Raw genomic sequence first — 26,430 nt, 5'->3', positions numbered from 1 at the left:
GGAAAGACTCAGATTGTATATCAAAAAAACCAAAGCCGTTGCAAACGTCGCGCACTCCGATGACGAAATCGAAGGCAGCGTGCAGGGCCACCGCGACGGCCACGGATTCGTGCAGCGCGACGACGGCGATGCCGACATCTATATCCCCGCCAACGAGATGCGGGCGGTGCTCCACAAGGACCGCGTGCGCGTGCGCATCGCGCGGCACGACCGGCGCGGCCGGCCCGAGGGCCGCATCGTCGAGATCATCGAACGCCCCCAGCACCCGATCATCGGGCGCCTGCTGCAGGAAAGCGGTGTGTGGCTGGTGGCGCCGGAAGACAAGCGCTACGGCCAGGACGTGCTGATCCCCAAGGGCGCGACCGGCTCGGCCAAGACCGGGCAGGTCGTGGTGGTGGAGCTGACGGAGCCGCCCGCGCTGTTCGGGCAGCCCGTGGGCCGCGTCACGGAAGTGCTGGGCGAGGTGGACGATCCCGGCATGGAGATCGAGATCGCCGTGCGCAAGTACGGCGTTCCGCACGAGTTCTCGCAGGAGGCGCTGGCGCAGGCCAAGGCCCTGCCCGACAAGGTGCGCGCGCAGGACAAGCGCCACCGCATCGACCTGACCGACGTGCCCCTGGTGACCATCGACGGCGAAGATGCCCGCGACTTCGACGACGCCGTGTATTGCGAGCCGGCGCGCGTCGGCCGCACCAAGGGCTGGCGCCTGCTGGTCGCGATCGCCGACGTGAGCCACTATGTGGAGACGGGCAGCCCCATCGACGTGGACGCCTATGACCGGGCCACCAGCGTCTATTTCCCGCGCCGCGTCATCCCGATGCTGCCCGAGAAGCTGTCCAACGGGCTGTGCTCGCTCAATCCGGAGGTGGAGCGCCTGTGCATGGTGTGCGACATGCTGGTCACCGCCAAGGGCGAAGTGCACGCCTACCAGTTCTATCCGGCCGTCATGTTCAGCCACGCGCGCTTCACCTATACGGAGGTGGCCGCGATCCTCGCGAACACGCGGGGGCCCGAGGCGACGAAGCGCCGCGCGCGCGTGCAGGACCTGCTGAACCTGCACGACGTGTACCGTGCGCTGCTGTCGTCGCGGCACGCGCGGGGGGCGGTGGATTTCGAGACCACCGAGACGCAGATCGTCTGCGACGACAACGGACGCATCGAGAAGATCGTGCCGCGCACGCGCAACGATGCCCACCGGCTGATCGAGGAAGCCATGCTCGCGGCCAACGTGTGCAGCGCGGACTTCATCGCCCAGGGCGGGCAGCCCGGGCTGTACCGCGTGCACGAGGGCCCCACGCCGGAGAAGCAGGAAATCCTGCGCAATTACCTGAAGGCCATGGCGGTGGGCATGACGATCGGTGACGATCCGAAGCCCGGCGACTTCCAGGCCATCGCGGAGGCCACGAAGGACCGCCCGGACGCGCAGCAGATCCACACGATGCTGCTGCGCTCCATGCAGCAGGCCATCTACACCCCTGTGAACAGCGGCCATTTCGGGCTGGCCTACGAGGCCTACACGCATTTCACCAGCCCGATCCGGCGCTACCCCGACCTGCTGGTGCACCGCGTCATCAAGGCCATCCTGGGCCAGACCAAATACCGGCTGCCGGCACTGCCCGTGCCGGGCGAGGCGCACGCCAAGCTCGCCAAGCGCCTCGCCGCGCGGGTGCCGGCGCCGACGCAGCAGCCGCGCAAGCCGCTGTCCGCCGCCGCGGTCCGCGAGGTGCAGGCCTGGGAGGCCGCCGGCCTGCACTGCAGCGCCAACGAGCGCCGGGCCGACGAGGCCAGTCGCGATGTCGAGGCGTGGTTGAAGTGCAAGTACATGCGCGAGCACCTGGGCGAGGAGTTCAGCGGCCTGGTCACGGCCGCGACCAGTTTCGGCATCTTCGTGACGCTGGACGCGATGTATGTCGAGGGGCTGGTGCACATCACGGAGCTGGGCGGAGAGTACTTCAAGTTCGACGAGGCGCGCCAGGAGTTGCGTGGCGAGCGCACGGGCATCCGCTATGCCATCGGCACGCGGGTGCGCGTGCAGGTCAGCCGCGTGGACCTGGATGGGCGACGCATCGACTTCCGGCTGGTGCGCGAGGGCGAGGAGTCGCTGCCGCCCGCGCGCGCTTCCCGCGGCCGCGGAGGGCGCGAGCCGGCGGAGCCCATGCTCCCGGCATCCGCCGACGGAGCGGGGGCGGAGCGCAGCCGCAACAAGGCCCGCAAGGGCGCTTCGAGGGCTGCCCGGCCGCAGGACGCCCCCGCGGCGCCGCGCAAGGCGGCGGCCAAGGGCTCCGGACGCCGCTCCGGAGCGGCCAAGCGGGGCAAGTCGCGCCGCTGAGCCCTGGCGGGGCGCCGGATGCCGCGAGCGTCCGGCCCCGCCCCGGGGTTGTGCATTCAGCAAAGGGACAGGATTGATGAAGGTTTCGAACGGAACGCCGCGTATCGCGGTGGTGACGGGTGCCGGCTCGGGCATCGGCAAGGCGGCGGCGCTGGCCCTGCTGGGCGCCGGCTGGTCGGTGGTGCTGGCCGGGCGCCGCGAAGCGCTGCTGCAGGCCGTGGTGGAGGAGGGGGGCTCGGCCGATCGCGCGCTGGCCGTGCCCACGGACGTCGCGGATCCGCAGGCGGTGGAGCGGTTGTTCGCGCAGGCCGTCCAGCGGTTCGGCCGCGTGGACCTGCTGTTCAACAACGCCGGGGTGGGCGCGCCTGCGGTGCCGCTGGAAGAGCTGCCGATCGACGAATGGAAGCGCGTGGTGGACATCAACCTGAACGGGATGTTCTATTGCCTGCGCGAGGCGTTCCGGGTGATGAAGTCGCAGAGCCCGCAGGGGGGCCGGATCATCAACAACGGCTCGATTTCGGCCCATGCCCCGCGGCCGAACTCCATCGCCTACACGGCGACCAAGCATGCCGTGATGGGGCTGACCAAGGCCGCCTCGCTGGATGGGCGCAAGTTCGACATCGCGGTCGGGCAGATCGATGTGGGCAATGCGGGCACGGAACTGGCGCAGCGCATGACGCAGGGCGTGCCCCAGGCCAATGGCCAGATCGCGGCCGAGCCGCTGATGGACGTGGACATCGTCGCGCGGTCGGTGCTCTACATGGCGGAACTGCCGCTGGAGGCCAATGTGCTGTTCCACACGGTGATGGCCACCAGGATGCCTTTCGTCGGCAGGGGATGAGGCCGCTCCCCCGGGGAGCGGTGTGCACGCACGGAGCCTGCCCGTAAAAGGCGGACGGGAGGCTCTCTGGATCGGTGCTTTCAGCCCGCGCAGGCGGAGGCTTGCGACGGACTACCCTGCGATGCAGGGCTGCCCAGTAAGGCGGCATGGGCGGGGCGGATGCGGGGCCCTGCATCAACGTAAGCTGCCGCAAGGGCGGACGAGGTGTCGGCAGGCGCAGCATGTGCCGGCGCCACGGTGTCGCCAGCGTCGCTACGCTCCTGGTACGACGACAGGAAGGGCCAGGTTTTGCGGATCATGTCGGGCTCCTAGAGAACGCGGGGAGCGCCGGTGGTCTGCCGGCGTGGCCTCAGTATTCCGCCGCGGGCCGGGGCTCCCTGTAGGACAAGGCTGAGGCCGTTTGCGGGCGGGTTTCCGCACGGTTACGTGCGGCGCCATAGGCCTGGACGTATGCCCGGGCCGAGGCCGTCCAACCGAAATCGCGTTGCATGCCGTTGCGCTGCAGGCGGCGCCAGGCGTCGGGTGCGGTTTTCCAGAGGTGCAGGGCGCGTCCGACGGCCTGGTCGAATGCGGCCTGGCTGGACCCGCGCAGCACGAAACCCGTGCCGTTGCCCGCCGGGTCGTCGGCATCCGTCACCGAATCGGCGAGGCCGCCGGTGGGAGTGACCACGGGCGGCGTGCCGTAGGCCTGGCTGTACATCTGGTTCAGGCCGCAAGGTTCGAAGCGGGAGGGCATGAGGAAGCTGTCGCTGCCGGCCTCGATGCCGTGGGCGAGGCTTTCGTCGAAGCCCACGGTGACGTGCATGTGACGGGGATGGCGCTTGGCCAGTGCGCTCAGGGCGCTTTCCAGTGCCGGGTCGCCGCTGCCCAGGATGGCGAGCTGCCCGCCCTGGCGCAGCAGGCGTTCGGCGCCGCCGATCACCCAGTCGATGCCTTTTTGCTCGGTCATCCGGCCGACGAGGCCGAACAGCATGCGGTCGCCGTCCTGCGCGAGTCCCAGCGTGCGGCGCAGGGCGGCCTTGCAGGCGGCTTTGCCCTCGAGGCGGTCGGCGGAGAAGGGCACCGGGATGAGCGTGTCCTGCGACGGGTTCCAGAGCGCCGTGTCGATGCCGTTGAGGATGCCCTGCAGCCGGCCTGCCCGGGCGCGGAGCACGCCGTCCAGGCCGAAGCCGAGTTCCGGCGTCTGGATCTCGCGTGCGTAGGTGGGGCTGACCGTGGTGATGGCATCCGCGTACTGCAGGCCGGCCTTGAGCATGGAGAGCTGGCCCCAGAATTCGGCGCCCTCGATGCCCAGGTGCCTGTCCTCGATGCCGAGGCGCTGCGCCCAATCCATGGGGAAGACACCCTGGAAGGCCAGGTTGTGCACTGTGACCATGCTGCGCGCGACGGCATCCCCCCGGGGGCCGGCCGCGTCGCGGAACTGCCGCAGGTAGAGCGGCGCCAGCGCGGTGGGCCAGTCGTTGGCGTGGACGATGTCCGCGGTCCAGCCGCAGGGCGATTGCGGGGTGCCGATGCGCGCGGCGACGTGGGCGAGCAGGCCGAAGCGCAGGGCGTTGTCCGGATGGTCTCCCTGCGCGCTGGCGTAGGGCGATCCCCCGCGTGCGTAGAGTTGCGGGCAGGAGAGCAGCAGCAGGGGCACTTCGTGCCCGCCGCGGTCCACACGCAGCAGTTGCGCGGCCGGCCACGGGCCTTCGGCGGGCAGCGAATGCCAGCCCGTGATGTTCCCCTGCAGCGGCATGTCCGCATAGGCGGGCATGAGCAGCATCACTTCATGGCCCAGGGCCGCGATGGCGGGCGGCAGCGCTGCGCTGACGTCGCCCAGGCCGCCGGTCTTGACCAGCGGTGCGCATTCCGATGTGGCGAAGAGAATCTTCATGCGCCGGATTCTCCGCCCACGAGCACCGCGAACGGCAGGCCGGGACGGTCCGGAAGCACTTCCCCGAGGATGTCCTCCATGCTCCACCCTTCGCCGGTGTCCGGGCCGATGTGGCGGCCCGTCATCCATTCCTGCCAGCCGCCGGCCTTGGCCAGCACGGGGTGGGCGGAGGCGACCGAGATCCGGGTACCGCGCCACCCCGCCGCCGCCAGGCCGTAGAGCAGGCGCGCGCAGATGACCACGATGGCCCGGCCGTCGCGGATGCGGGCGAAGGCGAATGCATGTTCGGCACTGTGGCCTTCCAGCGTCAGCGGCAGGTAGGTGGACTGGCGGAACAGGTCGGGCATGGCCTGCCGCAACTGCAGCAGGCGCCAGGTGACCAGTTGCTTGGCGTCCGGCCCGGGCACCGGGCCCATGAGGCGCTCCCAGTCCGCCTGCGACGGATGCCCGCCCTCGTCGTAGAGCGCCTGCACCTGCTCCAGGGCCTGTGCCATGGCGCGGAAATCCACGGGGCGGCGATTGTCCGGATCCACGAGGCTGAAGTTCCAGTGTTCGCAGCCCTGGTAGATGTCCGGCACGCCGGGCACCGTGAGCTTGAGTGCGAGCTGGCAGAGGCTGTTGCGGAAGCCGTAGGGCGCGATGGACTGCACGAACCTTTCCAGCTCGCGCACGAAGCGTTCGGTCGACAGCGCGCCGTCGATGTAGCGCGCCACCGCGCCTTCGTAGGCCTCGTCCGGGAACAGCCAGTTGGTCTGCTGCTTGGCCTCCCGCATGGCCTTGACCATGTACTGCTGGATGCGTTCGCGCAGTTCCTGGCGCTCGCCCGGCTCGGTGGAGTGGGTGGGCCAGATGCCGACCAGGGCCTGGTACAGGGCCCAGAGGTCGTGCGGCAGCGGGGTTTGGACGCCGTCCGCCTCGGTGGTGAAGCGCTCGCCCAGCTCGCGCAGCTGCAGGGCGGTGTCTTCCCACAGGGCGGGGATTTCCGAGAGCACGTTGAGGCGGGCCCGGAGGTCTTCGGACCGCTTGCTGTCGTGCGTGGAGGTGGCGAGCAGGTTGTGCGGACGGTGGCGGGCCCGCTGCAGGTTGGCCTGGTGGAAGGCCGCGCAGGTGAGGCCGAAGCGGCGCGGCTCCGAGCCGACGTCGTTCAGCGAGACGAGGCGCACGTAGCGGTAGAAGACGGTGTCTTCCACGGACTTGGCCATGACCGGGGCCGTGAACTGCTGCCAGCGGCGGATGAAGCGCGCGCGCAGGGGCGTAGCCTCGCCCTCGTCGCCGAGCAGGACGCCCTGGAGATAGGCCAGCACGCCGCCTTCGCTGGTGCCCATGCGGCGGCGCGCGGCCGCGATGGCCCAGGCGATGTGGCTCCGGTCGGTGTCGCTGGGCGGCGTGCCGTCGGGCACGAGGTAGGTACGATAGACGGGGAAGACCGCCGCCACTTCCGTCAGGGCGATGCGCAACTGGTTGCGCGTGAAATCGAAGGTGCGCCGGTCCGCCTGCGCGATGCGGTAGAGCGTGTCGGCCAGCCACCCCAGGTCGCTGTAGAGCGAGGTTTCGATGATGTGCTTCTTGCACTCGTACACCGCTTCCTCGAAATCCTTCGTGTCGCCGGTGAAGCTGGTGTAGGCGTCGTCGAAGGCGGTCTGCGACGCGGTGTCCACGAAGAGGCCGTTGACCAGGCTGCTGAACCGGTAGCCTGTGGCGCCGTGCACGGGCCAGTCGGCCGGCAGGGGCTCGTGGTCCGCCAGGATCTTCTCCACCACGAGGTAGAGCGCCGTGGGCTCGCGGCCGGCGGCGCGGGCGAGCGCGACGTAGCGACGCTGCAGGCGGTCGAAATACTGCGCCGGGTGCGCGAGGCCGTCCGGGTGGTCGATGCGCAGGCCGGTGATGCGGCCTTCGGCCAGCCAGCGGAAGATGCAGGCATGCGCGGCCTCGAACACGGAGGTTTCCTCCATGCGCAGCGCGGCGAGGGAATTGACGTCGAAGAAGCGGCGGTAATTGATGTCGTCGCCAGCCACGCGCCAGTCCGCCAGGCGGTAGGGCTGGTCGCGCAGCAGGCCGTCCAGGGCGTCGAAGCTGCCGGGCTCTCCCTGCCGGCCGTTCCATTGGGACAGGCAGGCGGCGATCCAGTGGCGCAGCCAGGCGTGGGTGCCGGCCAGTTCCGCGAGGCGCCGCTGGTGGAGGGGCGCATCGCGCAGCCGCATGGCGCGCTCGCCTTCGTCGCCGGTGTCCCGGTCGGGCAGGCGGCCGAAGGCATCGATGAGGGATTGCACCTGCAGGGCGCTGTCGCCATCGGCCTCCCCGGGGGCCGGGGCGGGCACGGCCGAGAAGATGCGGGCGTAGTGCCGGGGATCGACGGGTAGCCGGTGGTCCCAGTAGCACACCAGGAAGCGACCGGTTTCCGCATCGAAATCCAGGCGCAGCTCGCCGGCTTCCAGCACGTGGCCGTACTGGCCGCCGAGCATGGGCAGCAGCACGCGGCCCTGCAGGCTCGCGGTGGCGGGCTCCCATTCGATGTCGAAAAAGTCGGCGTGGGCGGCGGACCGCCCGTGTTCCATGACGTCGTCCCACCAGGGATTGGGGGCGTCGATCACACCCATGTGGTTGGGCACGATGTCGAGCAACTGGCCGAGGCCATGGGCCCGCAGGGCATCGCACAGCGCGGCATGGCTGGCCTCGTCGCCGATCTCCGGGTTCAGTTGCGTGGGATCGACCACGTTGTAGCCGTGCGTGCTGCCGGGGGCGGCCTTGAGGTAGGGCGAGCTGTAGAGATGGCTGATGCCCAGCGCGTGCAGGTAGGGGACGGCGGCGGTCATGGCCGCGAAGGTGTTGTCCTTGTGGAATTGCACGCGGTAGGTCGCGAGCGGCACGTCCGCGGTGTCGAGCGCGGGCAGTTCTTCCACGGGGGCCTGCATGGCCGGGCGCCCCCGGTGCTCGCGCATGGCCGAGGCGACGGCGGTGAAGCAGGGGTGCGTGGCCAGCCTGTCCAGCGGCACGGCGAGGCGCCGGCGCCAGTTGGGCTGCATGTCCTCGGTGGAGCCGGGCACATTGACCTGTTCGAGCTGTGCGATAGCATCCTCGATCTGCACCGCCGCGAGCCAGCAGGGGGTGCGCGCGAGGTAGGCATGCACCGCGGCCGTGAACTCCGCCGTGGCTTCGGGCACGGACTGGGCATCCACCGTGGCGCCGGGAGGCAGCAGGCCTTCCTCCTGCAGCGCCATCAGCAGTCGCACACGGTCCTGCGCGCGCTCGATCAGGCTGCGCGCGTGGGCTTCCGAATCCGGCAGCCAGCCCAGGCGCTTCTGTACCTCGATGTCCTCGCCGGACCAGTATCCGCGCAGCGTGGGCAGGTCGTGCGTGCTCACCACGGCCAGGGCCTGCGCCGGCCATTGCGCGGGCGGGCGGAAGGCGCCGCCATCCATGCGTTCGAAGATGAGCGGGCGGTAGGAGAGGACGGTGCGCTGCGCCATGGCTTCGCGCATCTGCGGCGCCACGTTGCCCAGGTCTTCGCCGATGACCAGGCACTGGTGGCGGTGGCTTTCCACGGCGACGACCGCGAGCAGCGCCTGCAGCGGATAGGCGACATAGGTGCCTGCGCCGCCATGGGTCCAGAAAAGGCGCATGAGCGCCATCACGTGGTCCATGCGCAGCGCCCCGGCGTGATGCATCACGGCATGCAGCAGGCGGCGCACCGGCATGAAGCGGGCCGCGGCCAGCGCGACGGGGTTGAGCGGCGGCAGGCCCCAGTCCTGGCCCTGGGTGTTCAGCGGATCGGGCGGCGCCCCGACGTTCATGCCGCGCGCGTACAGGTTCTGCAGCGTCCAGGTTTCCGAGCCACCGTCGCTCGCGCCGACGGCCAGGTCGCAGTACAGGCCGAGCGGCATGAGGGCGCGTGCGCGCTCGCCCGCCTGCCCGAGCTGCAGGTGGGCGGTCCATTGCAGCCACATGTGGTAGGCCACGGCTTCCGCATGGTCCCTGGCGAAGGCCTGGGCGGCCGGGCCCTGGGGGTCCCGCAGTTCCTCGGGCCAGGCGGGCCAGCCCCAGATGTCGGGCGACGTGCGGGACAGGTGGCGCTGTATGGCCTCGAACAGCGCATGCGGTGCCAGCGTGGCGGCATGCTCCTTCACGAAAGCCTGGAAGGCGAGGCCGCGCGGGCTCAGGGATTCCCAGTCGCCCTGGCGGAACTCGTCCCACAGCAGGGCGAGCATCTCCTCCTTGGCGGCGGCGACCTCGGCATACTGCACCGTTTCCGCAGCGCGCAGGGCCTGCAGCCGCTGCTGGAACACGCCGTCGGCATAGAGCGACTGCGCGGCGTTGCTGCGCAGGAACTCCGGCATCGCGGTCACGTCGATGAACAGCGGGTTGAGCGCCAGGCGGCTGGACGGGCTGTAGGGGCTGGCGAGGTCCGGGCGGTCCATGCGCAGGGCGTGCAGCGGGCTGAGGCCGACGAAGGCGGCACCCTGGGCGGCGGCGGTCGCCACCAGTTCGCTGAGATCGGAGAAGTCGCCGATGCCCCAGTTGCGGTCCGAGCGCAGCGAGTACAACTGGGCGCTCAGGCCCCACCAGCGCTCCCCGCGGCGCAGCGGCTCGGGTGACCAGCAGCGCGCGGGCGCCACGATGACGAAGCGCTCTTGCTGTGTGCCGGAGCCCACGAGGCGGTAGTAGCCCGCGCGCAGCGTGGCCGGCAGCCGCGCGACCGGCCCCTGGCCTTCGCAGACGGTTTTCTCGGCCTCGACCTCGCTGGTGACCAGCCGCCAGGAGGCGGCGCCATGCCATTCGATCTCGGCTGCCTGGCCTTCTTCCACGACGATGGGGGCGGGCAGCGCACCGGCGTCGGCATGCGATCCCATGGCCGACAGGACGCGCTCGAGCACCTCCGGCGGCACGTCGCGGTGCTCGCCCCAGAAGCTGGCGTACTGGAGCGCGATGCCTGCCCGGCGGGCACGTTCGTGCAGGCCGTCGTGGTCCTCGTGGGGGTGGGCGTTCATGCCGGTACCCCCTGCAGCGTCCACCGCGCGGACCAAGGGGCCCAGGCGCCAACGCCTTCCCAGCGGTGCTGGAAGACCCGCAGGCCAGGCTCGGCGGCCGCCTCAGGGGTCTGCGGCGTGACGGAGTCTTTGCCCAGGTTCATTTGCATCACGAGGCGTGTTCCATCGTCGTAGTCCCATTCCACCTGCAGCCCGGTCGCTCCCACGCGGCGCGCCGTGTGCGTGCCGGAGCGCAGCCGGGACAGGCGCGGGGCGATCCATTGCCGGCGTGCGGACAGGGCGTTGCGGACCAGCGCGAGCCGCACCTGTCCGGCGGGGCCTTCCGCCTGGCGCCAGTCGAGGCGGCTGCGTTCGAGGGTGGCGGCGTCGCAGGGGTCGGGCAATTCGCGGCCCGAGCCGGCTTCGAGCCGGAATTCGCGCTGGCGTCCCTGGCGAACCGCCTCGCGGAGCTCGCCCGTCCAGTCGGCGAAATACAGGAAAGGTGTTTCCGCGCCGAATTCGTCGCCCATGAACACCAGCGGCGTGGCGGGCGTGAGCAGCGCGGACAGCAGTGCGAGTTCGGCCGCGGGCTGCGGCACCAGGTGCGAGAGCCGCTCGCCGAAAGCGCGGTTGCCGATCTGGTCGTGGTTGCCGCAGAAGTTCACCATCGTGGCCAGGGGCTGGGGCGCGGCGGGTGCCCGTTCCAGGCGCCGGCCATCGCCGTCGCGGTGCGAGGGCGCGAACACATAGCCGCCCGCGAAGCTATGCGCGAGCCCGTCCAGCGGCGCATGCGCGTAGTCGGCGTAGTAGCCCTGGCGCTCTCCCGTGAGGGCGACATGCAGGGCATGGTGGAAGTCGTCGTTCCACTGCGCGTCGTAGCGCGTGGGCTCGGGCCGGGGGGCCAGGCGCTGGCTCTCGTTCTTCTCGTTTTCCAGGACGAGGTGGACGTGCCGGCCCTCGGTGGCCTGCCGCACGCGCTGCGCGAGGTCTTCGAGCACGTGGGGCGATCCGTCGTCCACGATGGCATGGACGGCATCCAGGCGCAGGCCGTCGATGCGGAATTCTCGCACCCAGTAGAGCGCGTTCTGGATGAAGAACTCGCGCACCGGCCCGCTGTCCTTGCCGTCGAAATTGATGGCCGCGCCCCAGGGGCTGTGGTGGGTTTCCGAGAAGAAGGCCGGGGCGTAGCTGCCCAGGTAGTTGCCGTCCGGGCCGAAGTGGTTGTACACGACGTCCAGGAACACCATCAGGCCGAGCGCATGGGCCCGGTCGATGAAGCGCTTCATGTCGTCCGGCGTGCCGTAGGCCGGGTGCGGCGCGAACGGCAGCACGCCGTCGTAGCCCCAGCCGTGGCGCCCGCCGAAGGTGGCCACGGGCATGAGCTCGATGGCGGTGAAGCCCTGTTCGGCCAGCCAGGGCAGGCGCTGCATGGCCGCGGCGAACGTACCCTCGGGCGTGAAGGTACCCACGTGCAGTTCATAGAGCACGGTGTCGCTCCACGGCCGGCCTGTCCAGCCCTCGACCGTCCAGTCGAAGGCGGCCGGATCGGTCACGCGGCTCGGGCCGTGCGGACCGTCGGGATTGCTGCGCGATGCCGGATCGGGCACCAGGGGACCATTGTCCGCCTGCCATTGATAGAGCGTGTCCGGGCCGGCCTCCGGCACGGTGGCCTGCCAGAAACCGTCCGCATCCCGGCGGCCCGGAACCTGCGCGGGCTCCGCGCCCGGTGCGCGGCGGTGGTGGAGGGTGAGCCGCGAGGCGGCGGGGGCCCAGAGGGTGAAGTGGACGCCGCCTTCAGGAAGGAGGCGGGCGCCGATCGGCATGTCGTGCTGGTGCTTCATGGAGCGGGGTCGCCGGAAGCGCCCAATGCGGTGAGGATCGCCATGGAATGCCCCGGCAGCACGTATTGGCCTCCGGAAGCTACAGGCTCGGTATCTGCGGGTGGCACGTCGGCGGTGCGCGTGTCCACGCGCACGGTCCAGGAACGGGCCTGCTCCTCCTGCGGGAGGGTGAAGGTCGCGTCTTCGGCGGTGGCGTTGAAGAGGACGAGCGCCGCGCAGCCGCCGGCATCCGCCTCCATCAGGGCGGCGACGCAGCGCGATTGCGGGTCGTCCCATTCTTCCGCCGTCATCGGCAGGCCCCAGACGCTGTGCCAGTGCACGCCCACGCAGTCGGCCCGGGCGCTGTCGGCTACCGCGGTGCGCAGCGCCGGCAGTTCGGAGCGCAGGGCGATCAGGGCCGCGGTGAAGCGGCGCTGGGCGTCGTTGCGGCCGGCGTGCTCCCAGTCGTACCACGACAGGGGGCTGTCCTGGCAGTAGCCGTTGTTGTTGCCCTGCTGGGTGCGGGCATGCTCGTCGCCGCCCAGCAGCAGCGGCGTACCGTGCGACACGAAGAGCGTGGCGAGAAAGTTGCGCATCTGGCGCTCGCGCAGGTCCAGGATGGCGGGGTCCTCGGTCGGGCCTTCGGCGCCGCAGTTCCAGCTGCGGTTGTGGTTTTCGCCGTCCCGGCTGTCTTCCTGGTTGGCCTCGTTGTGCTTTTCGTTGTAGCTGACGAGGTCGGCCAGGGTGAAGCCGTCGTGCACGGTGACGATGTTGATGCTGTCGGTCGCCGGGCGGCGGCGTGCTTCCAGGATGTCGGCACTGCCGCAGAGGCAGGCGGCGAATGCGGGCAGGCTGCCGTCGGTGCCGCGCCAGTAGTCGCGCACCACGTCGCGGTAGCGACCGTTCCATTCCATCCAGCCGTCGGGGAAGCCGCCCACCTGGTAGCCGTCGGGGCCCAGGTCCCAGGGTTCGGCGATGAGCTTGACGCGCGAGAGCACGGGGTCCTGCGCCACCGCGGCGAAGAAGGCCGCGCGGTGGGTGAAGGCGCCCGAAACGTCGCGCCCCAGCGAGCAGGCCAGGTCGAAGCGGAAGCCGTCCACGTGCATCTCCGTGACCCAGTAGCGCAGGCTGTCCATGACCAGGCGCAGGGCGGCGGGGCTGCTCGTGTCCACGGTGTTCCCCGTGCCGGTGTAGTCCACGTAGAAGCGCGGATCTTCCGGGGAGAGGCGGTAATAGGCGGCGTTGTCGATGCCCTTGAGGCTGAGCGTGGGGCCCAGGTGGTTGCCTTCGGCGGTGTGGTTGTACACCACGTCCAGGATCACCTCGATGCCGGCGGCGTGCAGGGCCCTGACCATGGCCTTGAACTCGTCCGTGCCGCCGTCGCCGCGGCTGGCGGCGTAGCGGGGCTCGGGCGCGAAGAAGGCGATGGTGTTGTAACCCCAGTAGTTGGCCAGGCCCGCGTCCACGAGCCGCTTGTCGTCCACGAAGGCCTGCACGGGCAGCAGTTCCACGCTGGTCACGCCCAGGTCCTTCAGGTAGGCGATGGCGGCTTCCGATGCCAGCCCGGCATAGGTGCCGCGCTCGCCTTCCGGAACGCCGGACAGCGTCTGCGTGAAGCCCTTGACGTGCATTTCATAGAAGACGGTCCTGGAGGGCGGAACGCGGGGCGGGACGTCGTCGTCCCAGTCGAAGCGCGAGCGGACCACGATGGCCTTGGGCGCCGTGGCACCGTTGTCCACGCTGCTGACGGCATGGTCCTCGTCCTCGTGGCCGAGTTCGTAGCCGAACTGGTCGTCGGCGCCGAGCACGGGGCGGTCGAGCGCGCGGGCGTACGGATCGATGAGCAGCTTGGCGGGATTGAAGCGCTGCCCCTTCTCAGGGGCGTAGGGTCCATGGACGCGCAGGCCGTAGCGCTGGCCCGGCTTGATTCCCTTGACGTGCCCGTGCCACGTGCCGGCGGTGAATGCCGGCAGGGCGATGCGCTGCGTCTCGTTCTCGCCATCGGCGAAGAGGCAGACTTCGACGCGTTCCGCGCCCGGCGCGTGCACGGCGAAGTTCACGCCGTTGCGGTCGGCCGTGGCGCCCAGGGGCAGCGGCCGGCCGGCCTCGGCGGTGTGCCGGGTGGCGCGAGGGCGGCGGGAGGTCACGTGCGGTGCGGCGTCGCCTGCCTTCATGCGGCCACCTTCAGGCCGGAGCCCTCGGATGCCGACGCCACGGAGGGGCGTGCCCGTCCGATGCTGGGGGTGGTGGACTGCAGGCTCTGCGGCTTGAAGAACTGGCGGGGCACGACGACGATGCCGCTCGCGGTCACGTGGAAGCGCTTGCGGTCCGCCTCCAGGTCGAAGCCGATGCGCTCGTGCGCCGGGATGTCGTTGTCCTGGTCGATGATGGCGCGGCGCACCTGCGCGCCGCGGCCGATGCGCGAGCGCTCCATGACGATGCAGTGTTCCAGGCGGGCGTCGCGCTCGACCACGACGGAGCGGCGCAGCATGGCGTTGTCGAGCGAGGCGCCGTCCACGATGCTGCCCGAGCCCACCACGGAGCGGTGGATCACGCCGTTCTCGATCTGGGCCGACTCGGCCTGGTCGGGGCTGGCGTAGATGGGCCAGTGGCGGTTGGTCATGCGGAAGCGCGGCGTCGCGCCCAGCGTGTCGAAGTGCGCCTGGTAGTAGGCGTCGATGGTGCCCACGTCGCGCCAGTAGCCGTGCTCTTCGTAGGGTTCGGTGCCGGGAATGGTGTTGGTGTCGAAGTCATAGGCCATGAGGCGGTGGGACTTGAGCATCGCCGGCAGGATGTGCTTGCCGAAGTCGCTGTGGCCGGTTTCGTGGGCCTCGCGCAGGGCGTCCAGCAGGATGTCGGCGTTGAAGAGGTAGTTGCCCATGGAGGCGAGGGCGTGCGTCGAGCTGCCGGGCATCGGGCGCGGCGGCGTCTGCGGCTTTTCGACGAAATCGACGATGCGGTGGTTGTCGTCCGTCTCGACGATGCCGAACTGGTTGCAGTCGGCCAGTTTCACCGGCAGCGTGGCCACGCTGACGTGGGCGTCGTTCTTCACGTGGAAGTCGATCATCTGGCGCACGTCCATGCGGTAGATGTGGTCCGCGCCGAAGACGGCGACGATGTCCGGCTTGAACGACTCGATCAGATGGATGTTCTGGTAGACCGAGTCCGCCGTGCCCTGGAACCATTCCGGACCGTTGCGCATCTGGGGCGGCACCACCGTCACGAAATGCTGGGGAATGAAGCGCGTCATCGTCCAGGACTGGCGGATGTGCTCGATCAGCGACTGCGACTTGTATTGCACCAGCAGGTAGATCGAGTAGATCTCGGAGTTGACGAGGTTCGAGAGCACGAAATCGACGATGCGGTGCTTGCCGTTGAAGGGCACGGCCGGCTTGCAGCGCTCTGCCGTGAGCGGGTGCAGGCGCGAGCCTTCGCCGCCGGCCATGACGATGGCGAGAACGTTCTTGGTGCTGGACATGGTGGGACTCCCGGGAAGTCAGACGTGGAAGGACGCGGAAACGGTGGCTGCCCTCCCGCGCACGCTTGCCGGCACGCGCAGCCGAGTTCGCCGGGGAAGGCGGTGCGGGCGCAGTGAGGGGGAGGCGAAATGCGGCATGGCAGGGGATACCCCGCCATGTTCTGTTGCGGCGCAACAAAAGGTTGCAGGAAGTTCCTACGATGCGCTGTCAGTGGCCACCTACGCACCTGATGAGTGGACCCGGCCTTGGCGTGGGACCGGCTGTGCGGAGGGCTGCGGGCTTGCGGAGGTCAGGCCCCGCGGGGTTGGCGCAGGCTGGCGAGCGAGCGCTCGACGAGCGCGTCGAAGGTGCCGAAATTCAGCGGCTTGCCGAGCACGTGATCGAAGCCGCCCAGGGAGGCGCGCTCGGCGGCATTCAGCCCGGTGATCCCGATGGCGATGCACCCGGGAAGGCCGGCGGCGAGGGCGATGCCCTTGAGCTGCGGCACCAGTTCCGCGCCGAGCATGTCCGGCAGGCGCTGGTCCACCAGCAGCAGCAGCGCGGGCTGCGCCCGCATCAGCGCGATCGCCTGTGCACCGTCGAGCGCCACCCGCACGCTGTGGCCGTTGAGTTCCAGCAGATCACGCAGCAGCTCGGCCGCTTCGTGATTGTCGTCAACGATGAGAATGTCTGCGTGCATGAGGGGTCGCGGTTCCTCGGCCGGAGCGGCCGTTTTCAGGAACCGACGATTGTGCCCGAGGCAGCAGGAGGGATCCGTACCGAGAAAACCACATGACCGTCATCGTAGGTGTAGGCGATGTCTCCGCCGTGACCCCTGACGATCTCATGGGCGATGTAGAGCCCCAGGCCCATGCCGGAGCGGTTGCGGGCGTTGCCGGTCGAGGATGCCTTGAACGGGCTGAACAGGGTGCCCGCGACCGCGTCGGCGATGGGCGCGGCCACGTTCCGGACGGCGATGGCGGCGCCACCGCCCGGCAACGCATGGGCGCAGACATGGATCGGATGCCCCGGCCGGCCATGGTGGCGCGCGTTGCTCATGAGGTTCACGCACACCTGGGCGATCCGGTCGGCGTCCACGCTGGCTTCGAGCAGGGGCGGCAACTGGGTGCGCAGTTCGATGTCGGGGTGGGCCGTGCTGGCTTCGTCGACGAGATCGGCGAGCAGGGCGGAGAGATCGGTGCGGGCGAGCTGAAGGTCCAGGCCCAGGCCGCTCTGCAGTCGCGACATGTCCATGACCTGGCTCACCAGGCGCTGCATGCGGCTGCTGGACGACTGGATGCGCTGGCCCAGCCGGCCGGTCCGTCCGCTGGCGTCGCCGTCCTTTTCCAGCACGCGCGCGGCCATGCTGATGGAGTGCAGGGGGTCGCGCAGGTCATGGCCTAGCACCGCCATGAGCTGGGTGCGGGCCCGGTTGAGTTCGGCATGCCGGGCATGCTGTGCGCGCTGCAGTTCGTCCAGCACCTGCCCGGCGATGTCGAGTTCCACGCCTTCCCATGGCTCGGCCGTGGCGCGCACGGTTTCCTTCCACAGCTCGAAAGAGCCCCGGGGCGTGAGCCGCGGACCCAGCGGGCCGGGACGGACTTCCTTTTCGGGCCGGCCGCCCCAGTGGATGGTTTCGATCTGCTCGCGGCGCAGGAAGAGCGCCCAGCCTCCGCGTTCGCGGTCGAAGGGCAGGGCCAGCAGGCCGCACCACGGCGCCGCCCGTGTCGCGAGGGCTTCCATGCGGCGGGGCAGGGCATGGGTGTGGAACAGGCGGTCCGGGGAAACGTCGTCCGGGCCGGAGCCGAGCCATTCCAGGATGGCCTGGGCGGCCTCTTCCTGGATGCCGCCGACAAGCTGCAGTTTGGCGCCCGTGGCCACCACGGCGGCCTCGGCGCGGAGGGCAGTGCAGAGCTCGGCCGCGTGGCGGGCCAGCGCAGCGTACTCGTCGTCGGAGTGCAGGATGTCCGCGATGAGGCGCGAGCGCACGGTGGCGGCGGCCTCCGTGCGCTCCGTCTGGGCGCGCAGCAGGGAATTCTGGATGTTGGACGACAGCACCTGCGCGATGACGTCGCAGGCCATGCGCACGCTGTAGGGCACCTGGCGCGGCTGCATGTGGTGGCAGGCCAGCAGGCCCCAGAGCTGGCCGTTGATGACGATGGACACGCTCATCGAGGCGGCCACGCCCATGTTGGAGAGGTACTCGATGTGGATGGGCGAGACGCTGCGCAGGATGCTGGCGCTCAAGTCCAGCGGCCCGGCCTCCCGCTGCAGCAGCGGCACCACGGGCGCGCCCACGTCGGCGATGAGGCGCAGGGTGTTGACCACGTACAGGCGCCGGGCCTGGGCGGGGATGTCGCTGGCCGGATAGCGCCGCCCCCGGTAGGGGTCCAGCGTGGGAATGCAGGATTCGGCGACCACTTCGCCGCTGTCGTCGGGCCGGAAGCGGTAGGCCATCACGCGGTCGAAACCGGTCAGAGCGCGCAGCTCATCCGTGGCCAGCTGCAGCAGGTCGTCGATGGCGCGGGGCCTGCGCAGCTTTTCCATGGCCCGGTGCGCCTGCACCGCGAACACGGCCAGTTCCGCGCTGCTGTGCCGGCGCGACTCGAATTCGACCACGAGCAGCTTGTCGCTGATGTGCAGCACCACGTCGAATTGCCGGCTGCCCACCTGCAGTTCCGCGGGCATGGGGACTTCGGCTTCCCCCCGCAGCGCCATCAGGCCTTCGCGCACCTTGTCGGCCACGGCCGAGCACGGGGCCTGGGGCAGCAGCCCTTCGAGCACGCTGCCCGGCACCAGCGGGCAGCCCAGGAGGTCCTCCGCGTTGGCGCTCGCATAGCGGACGACGCCATCGCCATCGAAAGCGACGAGCGCGCCGTGGTCCTGGATGCTTCCAGGAATGTGGATCGGCTCGCGGTCGCAATTGTCGAGGGTCGCCGCCGGGGGGGCCGCGGTGTGGAGCGGGAGATTCATGGAAAGGGCTCCATCGAACCGTATCGTGTCGGGGCGCAAGGGCGTGGAGCAGTCATGCGGGCATTTCCAGCGGATCGTATTGCCGTTGCAAGGCATCGAAGGCCGCGCACGCACCGGCGCAGGCGGCTTCGATGTCGGACGGCGTCCGCACGTTGCGGGCCAGCCGGGCCGTGAAATCCTTCCAGCGCTCCGCCGTGCGGGCGCCGCTGCCCTGCAGGTACCGCAGGGGGTGGGGCGCGAGGGGCCGGGCCAGTCGCCGGTACAGCCATTGTCCACCGAGTTGAGACCCTTCCACCACGTAGGCCATTCCCCAGGCCACGGCAGCGTGCCGCCCGGGAAACGCCGCGAGCGCCGCATCGATGGCCGCTCCTGCTCCCGGGGCCGCGCACGGGGACGGGGCGGCCGCGGCATCCGTCAGATCGTCGCGCAGGGCGTTTCGCCGCGCCGGATCGTCCAGCGGCCAGGCGGACGCTCCGTCGTCGAGTACGCGGAGCAGCGGAGACAGGGCCTGGAGCCAGGCCGCCAGGGCACTCGCGTGCCGGATGTAGTCGTCCAGCGTCGCCCCCGGACGGGCGATGGGCAGTGCCGCGTCGAGACGCTCATGCCGCGTGCGCGTGGCGTCCCGCAGGGCGCCCAGGCAGTCGGCCGCGGGCCCGCCCTGCGCGTGGATGGCGTCGCCGGGCGGGCCAGGAGGACGGAGCACGGCAGGCCTCATGACGGTTGCGGGATGAGGGTGCGCACGCGGTGGGCCAGCGCATCGAGCGTGAAGGGCTTGGTCAGCACGTGCATGCCCCGCTCCAGATGGCCGTTGCCCACGGCCGCGTTCTCGGCATAGCCGGTGATGAAGAGGATCTGCAGGTCGGGCCGCGTGAGGCGCCCGCCATCGGCGAGCTGGCGCCCGTTCATGCCGCCGGGCAGGCCGACGTCGGTGATCAGCAGATCCAGGTGGGTGCGCGATTGCAGCACCTGCAGTGCGGAGGGGCCGTCGTGCGCCTCGATGGTCTGGTAGCCCATTTCGTGCAGCACCTCCACCACCAGGGCGCGCACGCTGGGCTCGTCGTCCACCACGAGCACCGTGCCCGATCCCTCGCCGGCCTCCGCGGGCTGCAGGGCCGGCAGGTCGGAATCCTCGGGCGGCGCTTCGTGGCGGGGCAGGTAGATGCACATCGTCGTGCCCATGCCGGGCTCGGAATAAGCGCGCACCTGCCCGCCGGATTGCCGGGCGAACCCGTACACCATCGAAAGGCCCAGGCCCGTGCCCATGCCGATCGGCTTGGTGGTGAAGAAGGGCTCGAAGATCCGGCGCATCACCTCGGGTGCCATGCCCGTGCCGGTATCGGTCACGCACAGCGACACGTACTGGCCCGGCGGAAGGTCGCGCTCGCGTCCGGCGCGCTCGTCCATCCAGGCATTGGCGGTCTCGATGGTGAGCCGGCCGCCGCCGGGCATGGCATCGCGGGAATTGATGCACAGGTTCAGGAGAGCGCTTTCGAGCTGGTGCGGGTCCACATGGGTGGTCCACAGGCCCACCGCGTTCACGACCTCCAGCTCGGTCTCGGGGCCGATGGTGCGCCGGATGAGCTCCTCCATGCCGCGCACCAGACGGTTCACATCGGTGGGCTTGGGGTCGAGCGTCTGCCGCCGCGAGAAGGCCAGCATGCGGTGGGTGAGGGAGGCGGCGCGCCGCGCGGCCCCCTGGCCGACCGCCACGTAGCGGGCGAGGTCGTCGAAGCGCCCCTGTGCCACGCGCCGGTTGAGCAACTCGAGGCTGCCGCTGATGGTGGCCAGCAGATTGTTGAAATCATGCGCGAGACCGCCGGTGAGCTGGCCTACGGCTTCCATCTTCTGCGACTGCCGCAGCGCCTCCTGGGCGGCCTCGCGCTCGCGGGATTCCGCGGTGAGGCGCGCCAGAGCGTCCTCCAGGTCGCGGGTGCGCTCGGCCACCCGGCTTTCCAGGTGGCTGTTGAGGGCGCGCAGTTCCTGTTCCGCGACGCGCTGGTCGGTCACGTCGTAGCCTTCGGCGAAGATGCCGTTCACCGCCCCCGTGCCGTCCAGCGTGGGCTGGTAGATGAAGTTCAGGTAGTGCTCGGTCAGCGGACCGCCGGGATCGCGCTGCAGCATGACCTTGAGGTTCTTGCCGATGTAGGGCCTGCCGGTGCGGTACACCTCGTCGAGCAGTTCGTGGATGCCCTGGCCCTGCAGTTCCGGCATGGCGTCGCGGATGGACTTGCCTTCGATGTCCCTGCGCCCGATGAGCTGCTGGTATGAATCGTTGACGAACTCGAAAACGTGGTCGGGCCCGCGCAGCACGCACATGAAGCCCGGCGCCTTGCTGAACAGTTCGCGCAGGCGGTCGCGCTCGGCCGTGCGGGATTCCAGCGCCTCGGCCTGCGCGACGGCCGGCGCCACCTGCCCGGCGAGCAGTTGCACGAACGACCGGGTCTCGGCGTCGTCCCCGGGGCGGTGCGGATTCGCACCGCACACGAGGAAGCCCGCGGACCGGGCGTCCCCTTGCGGGGGCAGCGCCACCACGAACGCGGTGTGTGGCGGAACCTGCCACGCGCCGGTGGGCGTGTCGGCCGCCGGCTCCAGTGGGACTGCGAATGCGGCCTCGCCGGCCGCGAGCCGGTCCAGGCGCCAGGGCCACGGCGCGCCGGGCGCGATTTCGCGCGGCGCCAGCCGGTGGCCCGAGGGCACGCCGGCATTGCAGGCCAGCCGCGCCGTGCCGTGGGCATCGTGGAGATAGATCAGCGAGAAGGGCAGGTCGTGCTGCGCGTTCGCCAGGGTGGCGCAGGCGCCGTCCACGACCTGCTGGCGGGTGCCGCCCAGCGACATCGCCGCGCTCAGTTCGTGCAGCACCGCCAGGCGCCGCTCGCTGATGACGCGGCGCGTCTCTTCGGACACCGCGCAGAACAGGCCGTTCACGCGCCCGTCGTCGTCCAGCAGCGGGCTGTACGAGAAGGTGTGGTAGGTCTCCTCGAGGGTGCCCGTTCCTGCACGGTCGATGAGCAGCATCAGGGAGGAATCCCAGGTGGATTCGCCACGCTGGTACACCGCGTGCATCCGGTCCTTCACGTCGTCCCAGATTTCTGCCCAGATCTGCGAAGTGGGCCGGCCCAGCGCTTGGGGATGCTTGGTGCCCAGCGTGGGGCGGTAGGCGTCGTTGTAGAAGAAAGCGATGTCCGGGCCCCAGCCCACCCACATTTCGAAGCGGGAGGTCAGCAGGATGCGCAGCGCGGCCTTGAGCCCCTGGGGCCAGCGTTCGGGCGGCCCGAGCGGCGTCGCTTCCCAGTCGTGCTGGCGCATGCGCCGTGCCATCTCGCTCTGGCCGATGAAGATGTCGGCATGGCGCTCGGCGGGCGGGGTCGGTGGGATCGTCATGGCGTCAGGGGACGTCGGTGTCTAGGCCGGGCGGGCGGCCATCAGGCGCGCGATCGTGGCCATCAGGGCATGGGGCTGCAGGGGCTTGCCCAGGTGTGCGTCGAAACCCGCTTCCAGGGCCTTGTTCGCGTCCTGCGGGCGCGAAAACGCGGTGAGCGCGATCGCGATGGGCGGCTTGAGCCCCTGCGGCACGGGCATGTCGCGCAGCGCCCGCGCGAGTTCGTAGCCGTCGCGCCCGGGCAGGCCGATGTCGCTCACGACCACGTCGGGCCAGCGTTCGCGCAGCGCTTGCATCGCGGAGTCGAAATCCACCGCCTGCCGGGGCCGGGCGCCTCCGTCCGAAAGGACGACGGCCAGCATTTCGCTCGCGTCCGGGTGGTCTTCGACGGTGAGGATGTCCAGGCCCCTGAGCGGACGCTCGGCCTCGGCCGGCTCCGGGGCCGGCTCGTCGGACGCCAGCGCCGCAGGCACGCTCGCGCTGGCGCCGCCTTCGTAGGCCGCGGTGAGCGTGACCGTGATCGTGGTGCCTTCCCCGGTGCCGGCGCTGTAGGCCTCGGCGCCGCCACCATGCAGTTCCGCCAGATGCTTGACGATGGACAGGCCGAGGCCCAAACCGCCGTGGCGGCGGTTGTCCGGTGAATCGCTCTGGGTGAACCGGTCGAAGAGGTGCTCGATGAATTCGGGCGAGATGCCGCGTCCGAAATCCTGCACGGTCAGCGTGAGCGCATCGTCATCGCGGGACAGCGACACGTCGATGCGCCCGCTGTCGTTCGAGAACTTGATGGCGTTGGTCAGCAGGTTCCAGAAGATCTGCTGGAACCGCGTCGGGTCGAGCCAGGCGGGACCGATGTCCTCGCCTGCGCGCAGCACGATCTCGAGGTGCTTCTCGGCGATGGAGGCCTGCAGCGCATCGATCGCGGAGCGCACCACCTCGATGGGCTGCGTCCACTCGCGCTCCAGGTGCAGCTTGCCGCTGTTGATGCGCGAGACGTCGAGGATGTCGGAGATGATGCGCGCCTGCGCCTTGACGTTGCGGTGGATGGAATCCAGGCCCTTGATGAGTTCCGGCGTGCCGCCGCGCCGCTTGAGGATGTGCACCCAGCCGGCGATCGCGTTCAGCGGCGTGCGCAACTCGTGCGACAGCACGGCGATGAAGTCGTCCTTGGTGCGGCTCAGGCGCTCGGCCGTGGCGCGGGCCGCCTGCTCGCGCTCCAGCACCTCCTGGCGGCGGCTGTCGAGTTCCACCCGCTCGGAGATGTCGGCGGCCAGGGCCATGCGCATCCCGGGTTCCACGTGCGCGGAAATGCTCCATTCCAGGTACACCCATTGGCCCGAGGGCCGCATGAGCGGGAACTCGCCCTGCCAGGTGGCCGACTGGCCGGTGTCCACCGTCTTGTCCTTGACGAAGTCCACCCAGCCGGGCGGGGCGAAGTCGCTGATCGCGCGGCCGAGGACTTCCTGGCGGGTGCGCCCGAGCACGCGCGCCATCGCCGGGTTGACGTCGGTGAAGCGCCCGTCGCGCTCCAGCAGCCCGATGCCGCTGAGGGCCTGGCTGTAGATGGCGCGGAAGCGCCGGTCGCTGCGCCGCAGGCTGTCCTCCGCAGTGCGCGCGCGGATGAGTGCCTGCAGGGTGCCCACCAGCACCGCGGGTTCCACGGGATGGGTGAGGTAGGCGTCGGCCCCGGCGTTCAGCCCGGTGACGCGGTCCTCGGCATGCACGTGGGCCGCCGAAAGGTGCATCACCGGCAACTGGGCCGTGTCTTCGCGGGTACGCAGCGCGCGGCAGACGGCGAAGCCGTCGATGTCCGGCAGGTGCACGTCCAGCACCACGGCCGAGATGCCTTCGCCCGCCATCTGCAGGGCCTGTGCGCCGCTCTCGGCTTCCATGGTCTGGAAGCCCGCCGCGCGCACGACGCGCGCGGTGGAATAGCGGGTGACCGGGTTGTCGTCCACCACCAGCACGGTGTGGGCCGAGCGTTCGATGGTCGCGTGGATGGCTCCGACGTCGAGCATATGCGTCACTCCGCGATCCCGGTGGCAGGCGCAGGCTCCGGCAGGCGCACGGGCAGCGTCACGGAGAACACCGATCCTTCGCCGGGCACGCTCTGCAGCTCCACGGCACCGCCGAGCAGTTCGGCGAGCTGGCGGCACAGCGCCAGGCCCAGGCCGGTGCCGCGCAGGCGCTTCTGCAGGGGCGAGCCGACCTGCGAGAAATCCTCGAACACGCTGGCGTGGAACTCGGGGGCGATGCCGATGCCCGTGTCGGCCACCGAGAAGCGCACGCGGTCTCCGTCGCAGGCCTGCGCGGACACGCGGACTTCGCCGCGCGGCGTGAACTTGAGCGCGTTGGAGATGAAGTTGCGCAGGATCTGCGACAGCTTGCGGTCGTCCGTGAAGAGCGGCGGAAGGTTGCGGGGCTCCTCGAACACCAGGTTGAGATCGGGGTTGGTGGCGACCGGCTTGAACATGCCGCGCAGGGCCTGGAACAGGTCCACCATCTCGAACCAGGCGGGCGAGATATCGACGCGGCCGGCCTCGATCTTCGCGAGGTCGAGCAGGTCGTCCACCATGTCGGAGAACTCCATGGCAGTGGCCTGGATGAAGGCCACCTGCCGCGACTGCTCGGCGTTCAGCGGGCCGTCCACGTGGTCGGCCAGCAGCCGGGCAATGCTGCGGATGGAACTGATCGGCGTGCGGAATTCGTGGCTCATGTACGCCAGGAACCGGCTCTTCATCTCGGTGGCCTTGCGCAGCTGCTCGGCCTGTGCGTCCAGTTCCGAATAGAGCGCCACCACGCCGCGGTTGGTTTCCTCCAGCTCCGCGCGCAGCAGTTCGATTTCCTGCTGGCTGGCCGCCAGCGCGGCGCGCAGCGCCTCGGCAGAGGTGGCTGCCGCCTGGTCTTGCTCGGATGTCATCGTGCGGTTCCTCGGGTACGCGGGCTCAACCCGTGCGCTGGACCACGACGACGGTGGCATCGTCGCGGGCCCGGTGGTGGTCGCGCAGCAGCACGGCGGCCGCGAGCGTCGGGTCGCGGCCGAGCAGGGGAAGGAGTGCGGAGGCGTTCCAGCGCGCCTCGATACCGTCGGTATGCACCACGGCCAACGCATGGGCCGGGGGCTCCGTGGCGGTCTCGCGCGCCTTGCGGATGTGCAGGCCCACGGTCCCGTGCTGGGCGGGGACCGACCGGTCGGCCACGCCGGAGAGCAGGCGCGCCGACACGTTGCCGATGCTGGCGCTGTGCACGGGAGCCTCAGGGCCGTCCCAGCGCAGGCTGCACACGGCCGCGCCGCGCGTGCCCTGCAGCGCCAGATGGGCGCGGTCGGCCATGCCGCCCAGTTCGTTGAACGGTGACTGCAGGAAGACAGACAGCGCCGCCTGCGAGGGACGGGCCGCTTCGGGGCCGTGCCCGAGCCCGTCGGCGACGCACAGCGCCACGCGCTCGCCGTCGATGGCGGCCGCCCAGGCGTCGCCGCAGACGGTTTCTCCCCTCAGCGGCAGGCAGATCGCGCCGACGCGGACCTCCGGCAGCGGCGCGGCGCGGCGCGGAACGGCGCCGGCGGCCGCGAAGCCATCCTCTTCCTCCTGGGGGCGCTCCTGCACCCGCGCGACACAGACCGTGCCCTGGGGCGTGGAATGGAGATCGAAACTGTCCGCGAGGCGCCGGACGGCGCCCAGCCCCGTGCCGGGCGATCCGCCGGTGGAATAGCCGTCGCGCATCACCAGCCGCAGGTCGGCGATGCCGGGGCCGTTGTCGATGGCGATGACCTCCACCGTGCGCCGCCCGGGTATGGCCGCGATGAGCAGCCGGCCGCCCCGGGCGTGCCGGTGCAGGTTGGTGGCCAGCTCGGTGACGACCAGCGACAGCCGGCCGGCATCGGTGGCGTTCCAGCCCAGGTCCCCGCTGGCGTGCGCGCCGAAGCGCCGCGCCTCGCCGACGCGGCTGGCGTCGTCGATCGGGAAGGCCACGTGGGTCCAGCCGTGCAGGACCTCGGCGGAGGCATGGGGCGTCGCGTCCATCACTTCCATTTCGTGATGGTCACGCAGGTGCCCTGGCCGGGGGCGGTACGGATGTCGAAGTCGTTCACCAGCCGACGGCTGCCCGGCAGGCCCAGGCCCATGCCGCCTCCGGAGGTCCAGCCGTCCGACAGGGCGAGCTGCAGGTCGGCAATGCCCGGGCCTTCGTCCTCGAAGTGCATGCGCAGCCCGGAGCGCCCGGCCTGGTCGAGCAGTTCCCAGCGCATGCGGCCTCCGCCGCCGTGGATCAGGGTATTGCGCGACAGCTCGCTGGCCGCGGTGATGACCTTGGTCTGGTCCACCAGCGAGAACCTGAGCCTGCCGCACAGCGTGCGGACGGCCTGGCGGCACAGCACGATGTGCTGCTCGGATTCGAGGGGCAGGGTGCCCGAGGTGTCATCGGCCAAGAGGGGCCTCCTCGCGGATGCGGCGCAGCAGTTCCATGCCGCGCTCCACGTTGAGCGCGGTGCGCACGCCGTCCAGCGACAGGCCGAGTTCCACGAGGGTGATGGCCACGGCCGGCTGCATGCCGACCACGACCGTATGTGCAGAAAGAATGCGCGCGATGCCGGAGATGCTGCTGAGCATCCGGCCCACGAACGAATCCACGATCTCCAGTCCGGAGATGTCGATCATCACGCCCGTGGCGCCGGTGTCGGCGATGCGCGTGGCGAGGTCTTCCTGCAGGGCGAGGGCGGTGCGGTCCTGCATGTCCACCTGGATGGTGACCAGCAGGGTGTTGCCCATGCGGAGGATCGGTATGCGTTCCATGCC

Annotated in this window: 16 protein-coding genes; 2 read left to right on the top strand and 14 right to left on the bottom strand. The window is 70.3% G+C overall.

All coding sequences use genetic code 11. The annotated features are described in order from the left end of the window. Positions 1–13: 13 nt before the first annotated feature. Both rnr and BLR99_RS03130 read left to right on the top strand, forming a co-directional pair. Complete coding sequence (rnr, locus tag BLR99_RS03135) at positions 14–2,329, top strand: ribonuclease R (RefSeq protein ID WP_048857731.1); 2,316 nt, start codon at positions 14–16, stop codon at positions 2,327–2,329. 76 nt (positions 2,330–2,405) lie between these two features. Then, positions 2,406–3,170, top strand: a complete 765-nt coding sequence (locus BLR99_RS03130) for an SDR family oxidoreductase (RefSeq protein WP_074686835.1) — start codon at positions 2,406–2,408, stop codon at positions 3,168–3,170. A 349-nt stretch (positions 3,171–3,519) separates the two neighbouring features. Here the strand turns inward: BLR99_RS03130 and glgA are convergent, their stop codons facing one another. The 14 genes from glgA to BLR99_RS03055 form a co-directional block, all read right to left on the bottom strand. Continuing rightward, entirely contained in the window at positions 3,520–5,046 is a 1,527-nt protein-coding gene (gene glgA, locus BLR99_RS03120) for a glycogen synthase GlgA (RefSeq protein ID WP_074686831.1), read from the bottom strand. Then, positions 5,043–10,031, bottom strand: coding sequence for a malto-oligosyltrehalose synthase (locus BLR99_RS03115; protein ID WP_074686863.1), 4,989 nt, complete (start codon positions 10,029–10,031; stop codon positions 5,043–5,045). Before BLR99_RS03115 ends, glgA begins: the two co-directional genes overlap by 4 nt. Next, positions 10,028–11,851: a malto-oligosyltrehalose trehalohydrolase gene (gene treZ, locus BLR99_RS03110; RefSeq protein WP_074686829.1), complete on the bottom strand. Its 1,824-nt coding sequence runs from the start codon at positions 11,849–11,851 to the stop codon at positions 10,028–10,030. Before treZ ends, BLR99_RS03115 begins: the two co-directional genes overlap by 4 nt. After that, the gene (gene glgX, locus BLR99_RS03105) at positions 11,848–14,004 is read right to left on the bottom strand and encodes a glycogen debranching protein GlgX (RefSeq protein ID WP_011796060.1); all 2,157 of its coding nucleotides are present in this window, start codon (positions 14,002–14,004) and stop codon (positions 11,848–11,850) included. Before glgX ends, treZ begins: the two co-directional genes overlap by 4 nt. Then, positions 14,001–15,308, bottom strand: a complete 1,308-nt coding sequence (locus tag BLR99_RS03100; protein ID WP_011796059.1) for a glucose-1-phosphate adenylyltransferase — start codon at positions 15,306–15,308, stop codon at positions 14,001–14,003. Before BLR99_RS03100 ends, glgX begins: the two co-directional genes overlap by 4 nt. 290 nt (positions 15,309–15,598) lie before the next feature. After that, on the bottom strand, positions 15,599–15,988 hold the full coding sequence (locus BLR99_RS03095) for a response regulator (protein WP_011796058.1): 390 nt from the start codon (positions 15,986–15,988) through the stop codon (positions 15,599–15,601). 35 nt (positions 15,989–16,023) lie between these two features. After that, entirely contained in the window at positions 16,024–18,261 is a 2,238-nt protein-coding gene (locus BLR99_RS03090) for a GAF domain-containing protein (protein ID WP_074686827.1), read from the bottom strand. A 52-nt stretch (positions 18,262–18,313) separates the two neighbouring features. Further along, complete coding sequence (locus BLR99_RS03085; RefSeq protein WP_233427207.1) at positions 18,314–18,964, bottom strand: biliverdin-producing heme oxygenase; 651 nt, start codon at positions 18,962–18,964, stop codon at positions 18,314–18,316. An 8-nt stretch (positions 18,965–18,972) separates the two neighbouring features. Continuing rightward, the gene (locus BLR99_RS03080; protein WP_074686825.1) at positions 18,973–21,642 is read right to left on the bottom strand and encodes a hybrid sensor histidine kinase/response regulator; all 2,670 of its coding nucleotides are present in this window, start codon (positions 21,640–21,642) and stop codon (positions 18,973–18,975) included. 21 nt (positions 21,643–21,663) lie between these two features. Next, complete coding sequence (locus BLR99_RS03075) at positions 21,664–23,655, bottom strand: hybrid sensor histidine kinase/response regulator (protein WP_011796053.1); 1,992 nt, start codon at positions 23,653–23,655, stop codon at positions 21,664–21,666. A 5-nt stretch (positions 23,656–23,660) separates the two neighbouring features. Then, positions 23,661–24,557: a sensor histidine kinase gene (locus tag BLR99_RS03070; protein WP_011796052.1), complete on the bottom strand. Its 897-nt coding sequence runs from the start codon at positions 24,555–24,557 to the stop codon at positions 23,661–23,663. Between the two features lie 25 nt (positions 24,558–24,582). Beyond that, positions 24,583–25,659: an ATP-binding SpoIIE family protein phosphatase gene (locus BLR99_RS03065; protein ID WP_074686859.1), complete on the bottom strand. Its 1,077-nt coding sequence runs from the start codon at positions 25,657–25,659 to the stop codon at positions 24,583–24,585. Continuing rightward, on the bottom strand, positions 25,659–26,063 hold the full coding sequence (locus BLR99_RS03060) for an anti-sigma regulatory factor (protein WP_074686823.1): 405 nt from the start codon (positions 26,061–26,063) through the stop codon (positions 25,659–25,661). Before BLR99_RS03060 ends, BLR99_RS03065 begins: the two co-directional genes overlap by 1 nt. Next, positions 26,053–26,427 (bottom strand): STAS domain-containing protein, encoded by a 375-nt coding sequence (locus BLR99_RS03055; RefSeq protein ID WP_011796049.1) that lies wholly within the window; start codon positions 26,425–26,427, stop codon positions 26,053–26,055. The genes BLR99_RS03060 and BLR99_RS03055 overlap by 11 nt, the downstream gene beginning before the upstream one ends. Between the last annotated feature and the right edge of the window lie 3 nt (positions 26,428–26,430).

Source organism: Paracidovorax citrulli (assembly GCF_900100305.1).
Lineage (GTDB): Bacteria > Pseudomonadota > Gammaproteobacteria > Burkholderiales > Burkholderiaceae_C > Paracidovorax > Paracidovorax citrulli.
The sequence above is the reverse complement of the archived record's forward strand: the minus strand, read 5'-3'. Positions and strand labels throughout refer to the sequence as shown.